The organism is Nocardia sp. NPDC059228, from assembly GCF_042754245.1.
Taxonomy (GTDB): Bacteria; Actinomycetota; Actinomycetes; order Mycobacteriales; family Mycobacteriaceae; genus Nocardia.
Genome location: NZ_JBHZAL010000003.1, coordinates 302,759 through 314,950, shown reverse-complemented (window position 1 = coordinate 314,950; position 12,192 = coordinate 302,759). Strand labels below are relative to the sequence as shown.

The 12,192-nt window shown below is 69.1% G+C and carries 10 protein-coding genes; 8 read left to right on the top strand and 2 right to left on the bottom strand.

The window, feature by feature from the left end:
• Positions 1-143: 143 nt before the first annotated feature.
• From ACFXKA_RS07560 to ACFXKA_RS07530, 7 genes are all read left to right on the top strand, one after another.
• Complete coding sequence (locus ACFXKA_RS07560; RefSeq protein ID WP_354836108.1) at positions 144-1,196, top strand: 3-oxoacyl-[acyl-carrier-protein] synthase III C-terminal domain-containing protein; 1,053 nt, start codon at positions 144-146, stop codon at positions 1,194-1,196.
• A 9-nt stretch (positions 1,197-1,205) separates the two neighbouring features.
• Entirely contained in the window at positions 1,206-2,117 is a 912-nt protein-coding gene (locus ACFXKA_RS07555; protein WP_379426523.1) for a hypothetical protein, read from the top strand.
• Entirely contained in the window at positions 2,114-3,934 is a 1,821-nt protein-coding gene (locus tag ACFXKA_RS07550; RefSeq protein WP_379426522.1) for a fatty acid CoA ligase family protein, read from the top strand. The genes ACFXKA_RS07555 and ACFXKA_RS07550 overlap by 4 nt, the downstream gene beginning before the upstream one ends.
• The gene (locus ACFXKA_RS07545) at positions 3,931-4,200 is read left to right on the top strand and encodes a hypothetical protein (RefSeq protein ID WP_379426521.1); all 270 of its coding nucleotides are present in this window, start codon (positions 3,931-3,933) and stop codon (positions 4,198-4,200) included. The genes ACFXKA_RS07550 and ACFXKA_RS07545 overlap by 4 nt, the downstream gene beginning before the upstream one ends.
• Before the next feature lie 70 nt (positions 4,201-4,270).
• Positions 4,271-5,311 carry an NAD-dependent epimerase/dehydratase family protein gene (locus tag ACFXKA_RS07540; RefSeq protein WP_379426520.1) on the top strand — a complete coding sequence of 347 codons (1,041 nt, stop codon included), beginning with the start codon at positions 4,271-4,273 and terminating at the stop codon, positions 5,309-5,311.
• 14 nt (positions 5,312-5,325) lie between these two features.
• Positions 5,326-6,510 (top strand): peptide synthetase, encoded by a 1,185-nt coding sequence (locus ACFXKA_RS07535; protein WP_379426519.1) that lies wholly within the window; start codon positions 5,326-5,328, stop codon positions 6,508-6,510.
• 123 nt (positions 6,511-6,633) lie between these two features.
• Entirely contained in the window at positions 6,634-8,760 is a 2,127-nt protein-coding gene (locus tag ACFXKA_RS07530) for an MMPL family transporter (RefSeq protein WP_379426625.1), read from the top strand.
• Between the two features lie 49 nt (positions 8,761-8,809).
• Here the strand turns inward: ACFXKA_RS07530 and ACFXKA_RS07525 are convergent, their stop codons facing one another.
• Positions 8,810-9,394 (bottom strand): dihydrofolate reductase family protein, encoded by a 585-nt coding sequence (locus ACFXKA_RS07525; protein WP_354836120.1) that lies wholly within the window; start codon positions 9,392-9,394, stop codon positions 8,810-8,812.
• 99 nt (positions 9,395-9,493) lie between these two features.
• On the opposite strand from ACFXKA_RS07525, the gene ACFXKA_RS07520 reads away from it, so the two are divergent.
• A complete protein-coding gene (locus ACFXKA_RS07520; RefSeq protein ID WP_379426518.1) occupies positions 9,494-10,651 on the top strand; it encodes an alpha/beta hydrolase fold domain-containing protein in 1,158 nt (385 codons plus the stop codon).
• A 234-nt stretch (positions 10,652-10,885) separates the two neighbouring features.
• On the opposite strand, the gene ACFXKA_RS07515 is transcribed toward ACFXKA_RS07520, so the two are convergent.
• Positions 10,886-12,130 carry a cytochrome P450 gene (locus ACFXKA_RS07515; protein WP_379426517.1) on the bottom strand — a complete coding sequence of 415 codons (1,245 nt, stop codon included), beginning with the start codon at positions 12,128-12,130 and terminating at the stop codon, positions 10,886-10,888.
• Positions 12,131-12,192 lie beyond the last annotated feature (62 nt).

Here is a 12,192-nt window from a genome sequence, read left to right as displayed (position 1 = left end):
ACGTTTCGTCTCAGACAGCTAAACGGAACGCGATAGTTCCCCAAGCTAGTTACCCTCGGGTAGCCTCAGTTCATCCGAGCTTGACGAACACACATTTCACTCTCTTCCACGAGGTTTCAGCCTCCCAGTTCCAGGAGTCCCCTGTGCCGCAATCTCGATTCGAGTCCATCGGCGCCTATCTGCCCGAGAAGCGTGTTACCACAGCCGAACTGCTCTCACAATTGAAGGAGGTCCCGGAGTTCGATCTCGAACGAATCACGGGCGTCAAGGAACGCCGATTCCGCGACACCCGCCCGGAGACGCTCGAGGACTCCTTCGCCCTGGCCATGAAGGCCGTCGAGGACTGTCTGTCCAGGTCATCTTATGCCGCAGGCGATCTCGACATCATCATCTCGACCTCCATCACGCGCAGTAAGGAGGGCACCAAGATGTACATGGAGCCGTCCTTCGCCGGCGCCATCGGCCGCGCCATCGGCGCTCGCGAGGATGTCATCGCCTTCGATCTCTCGAATGCCTGCGCGGGCATGATGAGTGGCGTCTACATTCTCGACCGAATGATTCGCAGTGGCGCGGTGAAACGCGGCATCGTGGTCAGCGGCGAGGCCATTACGCCTATTGCCGAAACGGCCGTGAACGAGATTTCCAGTAAATACGATCTGCAATTCGCGTCGCTGACCGTCGGCGATTCCGGTGCGGCCGTGGTGCTCGACGAGGCCGTGGACGACAACGACAAGATCCACTACATCGAGCTCACCACCGCCTCGGAGTTCTCGCACCTGTGCCTGGGCATGCCCAGCGACAAGTCCAATGGCGTGGCGCTCTACACCGACAACCGGAAGATGCACAACGAGGCGCGGTTCCTGCTGTGGACCGACACCCAGCGCAACTTCATGGAGGCGAACGGGATCACCTTCGCCGACGAGGGTTTCGACTACATCATCCACCACCAGTTCGGCGCGGCCGCGATTCCGTTCATGAACGCGATCGCCGAGCGCGAGTTCGGCCACCCCATGCCGCCGGACCTGAATGTCATCGAGAAGTACGGAAATACCTCCAGCACTTCGCATTTCATCGTGCTGCACGATCAGCTCAGCCAGCAGAACCTGGCGGCCGGGTCGAAGATCCTGATGATTCCGGCGGCCTCCGGCGTCGTCGGCGGCTTCCTGTCCACCACCATCTCGTCGCTGAAGGTCTGAGGTACTGCCATGGGTGTGCGCATCAAGTCCACCGGAATCAGCCGGGACACCGACACTTTCAGCATCGTCGAGCTCAGCGGCCGGGCCGCGCGACGGGCCATGGAGAGCGCCGGCATCGAGCCCGGGCAGGTCGGGGTCATGATCAACGCGGGCATCTTCCGCGACAGCAATACCGTCGAGCCGGCCGTGTCGGCCCTGATCCAGAAGGCCGCGGGCATCGGGCTCGACTACGTGAAGGAGGACCCGCGGTCGTTCTCCTTCGACCTCATGAACGCCGGCACCGGCGTGCTCAATGCCGTGCAGGTGGCGCAGGCGGTACTGGCCACCGGGAGCGCCGAGCACGTGCTGGTGGTGTCGGGTGACACCCACCCGTCGCTGACGCGCTCCGCCGCCGACGACGAATTCCCCTACGCCACCGCGGGTGCGGCGCTGCTGCTGGAGCAGACCGGCGAGCCCGAGGGCTTCGGCCGGGTGCACACCCGCGCCGCCGCGGGCACTCCGGGCCTGGAGTCCTACGTGGACACCGAGACCATGGGCGATCGCGGCCGCGGCATCATGACGGTCGAGCGTGAACCCGGCTACCTGGACCGGCTGCTGGCCACCGCCGCCGGGGCCGCGCGCGCCGCGCTGTCGGACAGTGCGGTCGACAAGGCCACCACCGCCCTCATCGCCGCCACCCCGAGCGCCGACTTCCCGGCCCGGCTGGCCGCCGAACTCGGCATCGCCGCGGACGCGGTGTTCACCCCGGACCTGACCGACGGTGACCCGCACACGGCCGCGCTCACCCTGGCGTATCACGCGGCCGCCCAGGCGGATTCGCTGGCCGGCTACCGCGATGTGCTGTTCGTGGCGGCCGGTGCCGGCCCCTCGGCCGCCGCTGTCGTCTACCGGCTCCCGGCCCTCGCCGGAGCCGCGGCGTGACCACCGCGACCTATTGGCAGGCCATCGACCGCTTCCGAGCGGTGGTGGCCGCCGATCCGGACCGTGAGGCGGTGATCTACCCCGCGGGGAAGACCGCCTCCGGCCTCCCGGACTACCGCCACCTCACCTACCGTGAGCTCGACGAGTGGTCCGACACCATCGGCCTGCACCTGGCCGCGGCGGGCGTGGGCCGTGGCACCCGCACCATCGTGCTGGTGCTGCCCAGCCCGGAGCTGTACGCGATCATGCTGGGGCTGTTGAAGATCGGCGCCATCCCGGTGGTCATCGATCCGGGCATGGGCCTGCGCAAGATGCTCAACTGCCTGCGCGCCGCGAATGCCGAGGCGTTCATCGGCATTCCGCAGGCGCACGCGGCGCGAGTGCTGTTCGGCAAGTACTTCCGGAACGTGCGGGTGACTCTCACCGTCGGCCCGCGCTGGTTCTGGAGCGGACCGACCCTGCGCAGCTGGGGCGCGCCGGTGACCGCGGGCCGGCTCGGCAACCGGTTCCGCGCCGACGGCGCGGCCGGTCCGGTCGGCGCGAAAGTCGCGGCGCGACTGCAGGAACTGCTGGCCGCCCGCGCCGAGCGACGGACCGCCGGCGAGCACCGGGCCCCGTTCGACGCCTTCACCCTGCGCGAGCGGGTGCCGGCGCCGGCGGACGAGGTGCTGCTCATCGCCTACACCACCGGCAGCACCGGACCCGCCAAGGCCGTGGAGATGACGCACGGCAATCTCAGCGCCATGGTCGAGCAGGTGCACGCCGCGCGCGGCCGGGTGGAACCGGGCACCTCGCTGATCACGCTGCCGCTGGTCGGCATTCTCGACATGCTGCTCGGCTCACGGTGCGTGCTACCGCCGCTGGTGCCGAGCAAGGTCGGCTCCACCGATCCGGCACACGTGGTCGACGCCCTCAACCGGTTCGGCGTGAAGACCATGTTCGCCTCCCCGGCCGTGCTGATTCCGCTGCTGCGGCACCTGGAGACGCACAAGACGCCGGTGCCGACCCTGCACAGCATCTATTCCGGCGGCGCACCCGTCCCGGACTGGTGCATCGCCGGGCTGCGGCAGGTGCTGGCCGAGGACGCCGAGGTGTACGCCGGGTACGGTTCCACCGAGGCGCTGCCCATGTCGACCATCGAATCCCGGGAACTGCTGGGCGGTCTGGCGGAGCGCGCGCACCTGGGTGACGGCACCTGTGTCGGGCGGCCCGCCGAGGGTGTGCGGGCCCGGCTGGTCGCCATCACCGACGATCCCATCCCGACCTGGGCGCAGGCCGAGGCCCGCGAATCCGAGCTGGTCGCCACCCGTGGCATCGGCGAGCTGGTGGTGTCGGGACCGAACGTGAGCACCCGCTACTACTGGCCCGAGTCGGCGAATCTGGCAGGCAAGATCCACGAGGACGACACGGTGTGGCATCGCACCGGCGACCTGGCCTGGATCGACGGCGAGGGCCGGATCTGGTTCTGCGGCCGCAAGAGTCAGCGCGTGCACACCGCCGCCGGACCCATGTTCTCCGTGCAGGTGGAACAGGTCTTCAACATACTGCCCGGGGTGATCCGCACCGCACTGGTCGGCGTGGGCACTCGCGGCGCGCAGCTGCCGGTGCTCTGCGTGGAGGCCGCGCCCGGCACGGACACCGCGGCGCTGACGGCGCAGTTGCGGCAGCGGGCCGGCGAATTCGATGTCACCGCACCGGTTTCCACGTTCCTGTTCCATCCGAAGTTCCCGGTCGATATCCGACACAATGCCAAGATCGGCCGCGAACAACTCGCGGTCTGGGCGGCGGAGCAGCTCGGAAAGGACAACGGACGATGAAGGTGACTGTGCTGCGGGCGATTCCGGTACTGGGATGGCTCTACCTGGCCCTGGGGCTACTGCTGGCGGCGGGCGATCGCGCCCCCGCCGGCCGGCTGCTGCGGGCGGTGTTCTGGATCGACGCCTTCCTCAGCATCGTGGTGCACGCGGCCCAGATCCCGGCCGCGCTGAGGGCGACGGCGGGCACCGAGCACTCGCCGCTCAAGACGGCGGCCATGACACAGATCTTCGGAATCACGTGGTGGAAGACCCAGGAGGCCGCATGAGCGGGTCAGGCGCGGAGGAGGCAGCCTGCGTAACCACGCAGCGCCCCCGATCATGCGGAGAGGATAGAGCGTGAAGGCACTGGTTACGGGGGCATCCGGGTTCCTGGGCGGGGCGATCGTGCGCCGCCTCGTCCGGGACGGCGGCTTCGAGGTGGCCATCCTGGCCCGGCCCACCAGCAATCTGCGTGACCTGTACGAGGTCATCGACGAGATCGAGATCATCACCGGCGATCTCACCGATCAGGTGTCGCTCGAACGCGCCACCAAGGGCGTGGACGTGGTGTTCCACAGCGCGGCGCGGGTCGACGACCGCGGCACCCGGGCGCAGTTCGTGGCCGAGAACGTCACGGCCACCGAGAGTCTGCTGCGCGCCGCCAAGCGCAACGGTGCCTCGCGGTTCGTGTTCATCTCCAGCCCCAGCGCACTCATGGACCGCGACGGCGGCGATCAGGTGGACATCGACGAATCGGTGCCGTACCCGAGCCGCTACCTGAACGTGTACTCGGAGACCAAGGCCGCGGCCGAACGCGCCGTGCTGGCTTCCAACACCGCCGAATTCACGGCCTGCGCGCTGCGGCCGCGCGCCATCTGGGGCGCCGGCGACCGGTCCGGGCCGATCGTGCGGCTGCTCGGTCGGGCGGCCGCGGGCACGCTGCCGGACCTGTCCTACGGCAAGCAGGTGATGGCCTCGCTGTGCCATGTGGAGAACATCGCGGAGGCGGCCGTCCTGGCGGCCCGCTCCGAGCAGGTCGGCGGCAGGGCGTATTTCATCGCCGACGCCGAGCAGACCGACGTGTGGGGCTTCCTCGGCGAGGTGGCCACCGGCCTCGGCTATCCGAAGCCGACCCGGCAGCCGAATCCGCGGGTGCTGACCGCCGCGGTGGCCGCCATCGAAACCGTCTGGCGCCTGCCGTTCGTCGCCACCCGGTGGTCGCCGCCGCTGACGCGGTACGTGGTGGCGCTGATGACCCGCACCGCCACCTACGACACCTCCGCCGCCACCCGGGATTTCGGCTACCAGCCGATCGTGGACCGCGAGACCGGGCTGACCGAGTTCCTGGCCTGGCTCGAAACCCAGGGCGGCATCGTGGCATTGACCGAGAAGATCTAGGCAGGGGTACACACATGTTCCGCCGTCCCATCTCCCCCACCGAGCTCATCTACTTCCCCATGCGGGATCTGGCTCCACCGTTCCTGATGCAGCTGGTGGTGGAGGGCCGGGGCAGCATCGATCCGGAGGCGCTGCGGCGCGCGGTCGCCACCGCCGCCGACGCCAATCCGGGTGCGCGGCTGGTCCGCGACGGCAAGCAGTGGGTGGACAGCGGGGTCGCGCCGAGCGTGCGGGTGGTGGACCACGCCCTGGAATATCCGGCGCTGGAGGCGGATCCGGTGCTCACCAGTCCGATCGGGCCGACCTCGGACGCCACCGTGGAGGTGCTGTTGCTCACTGCCGCACCCACCACCCTGGTGTTCCGGGTCTTCCACGGCGTCATGGACGGCATGGGCATGGTCATGTGGGCCACCGATGTGCTGCGGGTGCTGCGCGGTGAGGAACCCGTCGGTGCGCCCGATCCGATCGCCGACGCCGAACTGGTGCGCAAGGTCGGCGCGCCGGGGCGGCCCACGCTCATGCTGCCGCGCTTCCGCTCGGCGGTCGGGCACGGACGGCAGGACCCGGGCGAACACCGGCACCTGTTGCGCACCCGCACCATTCACGCGACCGGGCCGGGCGCGCTCATGCGGGTGGCGGCGCTGCTCGCCGAGGAGGGCGGGCCGATCTCGCGCATCATGATCCCGGTCGACATCCGCCGCCACGACCCGGAACTGCGGTCCACCGCGAATCTCGCGCTGCCGCTGTTCCTGGACGTGCGGCCGGGCATGGATTGGAAGCAGCTCAACGAGATCAAGCGCGCGGGCCTGAAGGAGAACCGCGAGCTCAACCAGATGGACAACGGCGGGCTGAAATACCTGCCGCAGGCGGCGGGGCGCGGGCTGCTGCGCACGCTGAACCTGCTCGGCTCGCGTACCGGCCGGAACCTGGCCTCCGCCACCGTCTCCCACATGGGCCGCTACGACCTCGACGCACTCGCCGTCCCCGGTTTCGCCCCCACCGCCATCAAGGTCATGCCGCAGCACAGCGTCGCCATGCCGCTGCTCATGGGCATGACCGAATGCGGCGGGCGCACCGAGCTGACCGTCTCGGTCCGCAACGGACGCGGCATTCCGGAACGCCTGGACGCCCTGCTGGACCGCATCGTCCGCACGCTGGAAAGCGAACTGACGCCGACGAATTCGGACGCGACCGCCTGACTCTCCTCTCGACCCGAGCCCGGGCCGCGGCAATAGGCCACTCGCACACAAGGATCGGAGTGCCCCATGACCGTCGTCGACAGTTCCCCCGAGGTCACCGAGACCGCGGAATCAGATGGCCTCATGGCCGCCTGGGCGCGGGTCGTGGTGGCGCGGCCGAAGACCGTGCTGGTGATCACGGTGCTGTTCGCACTGGCCTGCGGGCTGTTCGCGGCCGGGCTGCAGCAGCGGGTGAGCTCGGCGGGATTCGTGGTGCCCGATGGTGAATCCGCGTCGGTGGATGCCTGGGTGACCGAACGCCTGGGGCCGCAGAACCCGGATGTCATCGCGATCTACACCGCGCCCGAGGGGCAGTCGCTGGCCGATATCGGGCCGAGAGTGACCCAGGCGATCGGCAAGCTCGATCCGGCGCTGTTGGATCGGCCGGTCGAAAGCTATTGGAACAGTCCGCGATCGCAATACCTCCGATCGTCCGATGGACGGCAGGCGGTGGCGGTCGTGTTCTCGGCGGGGAACGACAATCAGCGGGTCGCGGAGTATCCGAAACTTGCTGCCGCACTGCGTATTCCGGGAATCGACACCAAGCTGACCGGATACAGCGCGCTGGCCGACACCATCAGCGATCAGTCACGGCACGATCTGGTGCTGGCCGAATCGATTTCGATCCCGCTGACCGCGATCGTGCTGGTGCTGGTATTCGGCGGGGTGGTGGCCGCCTCGCTGCCGGTGCTCATCGGCACGCTGGCGGTGGTGGGGGCGCTGGGCGCGGTCGGGATCATCGCGCGGATGACCGAGGTCAGCGTGTTCGCCATGAACGTGGTGTCGCTGCTGGGGCTCGGATTGGCCATCGACTACGGGCTTTTCATCGTCGGAAGGTTCCGCGAGGAGCTGGGGCGGGGACGCACGACCGAGGAGGCGGTGACCCGCACCCTGCGGACCGCCGGGCGCACCGTGCTGTTCTCGGCGCTGCTGCTCATGTGCGCGTTCGCGGGCACCTTCGTGTTCCCGCTGGCCGTGCTGCGCTCACTCGGTGTCGGGGCCATCGCCGCGGTCGGGCTGGCCGCGCTGCTGTCGGTGACCGCACTGCCCGCGATCCTCACCCTGCTGGGCTCGCGCATCGGCAAGTGGAGCTGGCGCGCGGACGCCTTCGAGCGCTCGGAGGAACGGGCGCAACGATTCTGGGGACGGGTCGTCACCGCCGTCATGCGCCGGCCTGGCACGGTCGCCATCGCGGTCGGTGCGATCCTGCTGGTCCTCGCCGCACCGTTATCCGGGGTCCGGCTCGGCGATGTCGACCACACCGCACTGCCCGCCCGAAACGAGACCCGCGTCGCCGTGGAGGAATTGAGCGCGCACTTCCCGGCCGCGAACAGTGGCGCGACCATCCTGCTGCGCGAAACCGACGGCAGCGCACCGACTCCGGCCGCCATCAGCACCGCCCTGCGCGAGATCGGCGGCGTCCGGGGCGTGCGCCAGGCGACGGCGCTGGACACCCGCGACAACACCACCGTCATCCATGCGGCGCTGGCCGCTCCGGACCGCTCGCCGCGGGCCCAGGACGTCGTGCGCGACCTGCGTGACCTGCGCCTGGACGGACTCGACCTGCGGGTCGGCGGCGAGAGCGCCAGCACCGTCGACAGCATCGCCGCCGTCCTCGACCGGTTGCCGCTCATGATCGTGGTGATGGTGGCGGTGACCCTGCTCATGCTGGCACTGGCCTTCCGCTCGATCGTGTTGCCGCTCAAGGCCGTGCTCATGGCGTTCCTGAGCCTGACGGCCACCTTCGGGGTGCTGACCTGGATCTTCGATCAGGGTCACCTGGCCGGTGCGCTGCACATCAGCGTCGGACCGCTGTCGGCGGGCATGATGGTGCTCATCATCGCCGTGGTCTTCGGGCTGTCCACCGACTACGAGGTGTTCCTGCTCTCGCGAATGGTGGAGGCCCACAACGCCGGTGCCGACACCGAGGAATCGGTGCGCATCGGCACCGTGCAGACGGCCCGCGTGATCACCGCCGCCGCAACGCTGCTCGTACTCATCACCGGGGCGTTCACGCTCTCCCCGCTCACGCCCATGCGTTTCCTCGGCCTGGGCATGGTGATCGCGCTCGTCATCGACGCCACCCTGGTCCGCATGCTGCTGGTTCCGGCCCTGGTCAAGCTGATGGGGCCCGCCAACTGGTGGGCCCCGGGCAATCGGAGAAAGGTTCAGCCGAAGAGTTCGATCAGCGCGGGCGCCGGCACGGTGTAGCGGCTCGAAAGCGCCTCGGCGAGTGACTTGTTGGGGCGAACTCCTGGGCTCATGCCGCGGCCTCCTGCCGGGTGTAGACCAGGTTCACCACCCCGCAGTCCAGGGGACGGCAGTCGGTGAGCGTGAGGGTGGCCGGCATCTGGTCCGGGGTGAAGAATCGCGCGCCCGGACCGCCCAGGATCAGCGGAAACACCAGCAGGTGCAGCTCGTCGAGGAGGTTCTCGGCGATCAGGTAGCGCACCAGGGTGCCGCTGCCGCCGATGCCGATATGCTGATGCCGGTCCTTGAGCGCGCCGATCTCCTTGGCCAGGTTGTCGCGCAGGATGGTGGTGTTGGCCCAGTCGGTGGACTCCAGCGTCGTGGACACCACGTACTTGGACATGGCGTTGACGGCGTCGAAGTACGGGCCGGACTGGCTGGTGAAGAAGGGTTTCAGGCCCTCGTAGGTGGTGCGACCCAGGAGCATGGCGTCATTGCCCGCCATGATGGCGCCCACGGCCTGCTGCACCTCGGCGTCGTTGAAATACGGCCCGGTGTGCGGATCGGTCGGCGAGATCGACGGGGCGAGACCGGTCCAGCCGCTCTCGGTCACGCCGTCCAGCGAAAGGTACTGCCCTGCAACAATTTTTCCCATGCGTCCACGGTCGCAGTTTCGGAAGGCCCAAGGAATTGCCGGGTTCGCAAGACAGCGATGCCGCAGCGGAATGAATGCGGGGAGAGCATACTCGAGCGCATGGTCGAGCCGCTGCCCCGGACCCCCGAGGGCGTGGAACTCCGGCACCTGCGCGCCTTCGTCGCGGTCGCCGAGGAATTGAACTTCGGCCGCGCGGCGCAGCGGCTCTACGTCACCCAGCCCGCGCTCAGCCGGACCATCCGGTCACTGGAAAAGCTGGTGGGCTGCGACCTCTTCCATCGCAATACCCGCAGCGTGGGCCTCACTCCCGCGGGCACGGCGCTACTGGATCGAACCCGTGACGTGCTCGCCGGCCTGGACAGTGCCCTGACGGCGGCCCGCGCGGCGGGCGGCGCGCTCTCGGCCCGCATGGACCGGCTGTGGAGTCCGGTGGAGGAGACCTTCAACGGCGACCTGACGCCCATGCGGTCGGCCTTCGAACTCATGCACGCACAGTTCCCCATCCCGGAGGGCGTGCTGCTGGAGCCGGTGAACGCCGGCGGGGTGCCCGGCATCCAGCTCGCGCGCCCCGAGGACTCCGAGACCGTCGCCGTCTACGCGCACGGCGGCGGCTTCATGATGGGCTCGGCCTACGGGTATCGCGGCATGGCGGGCGCGGTCGCCGACGCCGGGCACACCCGGGTACTCGTGCCCGAATACCGGCTCGCCCCCGAACACCCCTTCCCGGCCGCCCGCGACGATGTGTGCACCGCCTACCGCTGGCTGCTGGATTGCGGTAGGACACCGGAAAGTATTGCGCTGGTGGGTGATTCGACCGGGGCCATGCTGATCCTGTCGGCGCTGCTGCACGCCCGCGAGTGCGGATTGCCCATGCCGCGCGCGACCGTGCTGCTGTGCCCCGCCGTCGACTTCTACGCCCCCGCCGACGACCCGCCCGCCGACGCCGAACAGCACATGCGCTTCCAGACCGCCTACCTGGCGGGCCGCCCGGTGAGCGATCCGGAGGCCAACCCCATGTGCGCCGATCTCACCGGCCTACCGCCGACCCTGGTGCAATCCGGTGAGTTCGACGGCCTCGGGCGGAATACCGATGCGCTCGTCGAGCGGCTGCGAGCGGCCGATGTCGCGGTCCGGCACGACAGCTACCCGGTCGACGGGCATGCCTTCCAGATCTACTGGTCGTTCCATCCGGAGGCGGCCGAGGCCATCGGGCAGGTCGGCGACTTCCTCCAGAAGCCGGCCCCGGTCACGCACTGAATGTTCCTGTCGCGCACCGGCACTCCGGTGACGCAACTGCATGCCACGGATACCGCACGTGACACACAGCTGCGCTGACCGGGCCGCCACGCTCCTCGTTGAACGCGGCGCACCCCGTGAACCGGGCCGGACCCGACACCGGCGGAAACCGATTCGGCCGGCGCGCGTCGGCCCGCGGAGATGGGCGCACAACCCCCTTCGTCGTGCGCACATCTCGACGGGCCGACGCCCGGTTCAGGGGCGAAGCCGCACCGGCAGGGCAGTGAGACCTCGCACGATCAGGGATTTGCGCCAGGTCAGTTCCGCCCCGGCGGCCAATTCCAGATCCGGATAGGCCGCGAGCAAACGGCTCAGCGCGATCCCGCCCTCCATGCGCGCCAGCGGCGCGCCGACACAGCGGTGGACGCCGTGGCCGAAGGCGAGGTGGTTCTTGTCGGTGCGGTCCAGGTCCACGCGGTGCGGATCGGCGAAGCGGGCCGGATCGCGGTCGGCGGCGGCCATGGACACCAGCAGGCGCTGGCCGGCGGGGATTTCGACGCCGCCCAGGGTGACCGGGACGGTGGTGTAGCGGAAGGTGGCCTCGCTCGCCGGCGACTCGTAGCGCAGCACCTCCTCCACGAAATCCGGCACCCGATCCGGGGTGTCGGCCAGTGCGGCCCGGACGTCCTTGTCCGTCAGCAGGATCGCGACCGCGTTCGAGATGAGGTTCACGGTGGTCTCGAAACCCGCGACCAGCAGCAGGAACACCATGCTGATCAGCTCGCGGTGCGAGAGCCGGTCGCCGTCCTCACTGGCCGAGATGAGTTCGGAGAGCAGGTCATCGGACGGTTCGTCGCGCTTGGCGTTGATGAGCTGATCGATGTAGGCGAGGAACCGCTGCACCGCGGCCCCGCGGGCCTCGACGGTCTCGTCATTGGAGACCAGGGTGGTGGACCAGGCGCGGAAGTCGTCGCGATCCGCGTGGGGGACACCGAGCAGTTCGCAGATGACCAGCATGGGCAGCGGGAAGGCGTAGCGGTCCAGCAAATCCTGATCGACGGCGGCGTCGGCGGCCAGTTCGGCGAGCAGGACGTCGGCCAATCCGGTGATGCGCGAGGCCAATTCGCGCACGGCACGACTGCTGAAGGCCCGGTTCACCAGGGTTCGCAGGCGGGTGTGCTCCGGCGGGTCGTAGAAGAGCATCAGGTCACCGAACATGGCGCCGGCCGCCTGGGCGCCCGCGCCATCACCCGCCAGGGCCGTGCGCGCACCCTCGGATTTGAGGGCCTTGCTGATGGCAGGGTCCAGGAAGGCCGTCTTGGCCGCCTCGTAGCCGGTGATCAGCCAGCCGGTGCCGCCGTCCGGGAAGCGCACGAAATGCGCGGGCCCGCGCGCACGCAGCAGGTCGTATGCGGCGTGCGGGTGCTGATAGAAGTCATCGGTCAGCACGAACGGCTCGATCGCCAATTCGCCTGCCGGGACATCTGTTTCGTGCACCATGATCGGGGACTCTAACAGCGGGCGGGTTGACGGGTCCCGCCATCGGCCACCCCAGCCGCTGC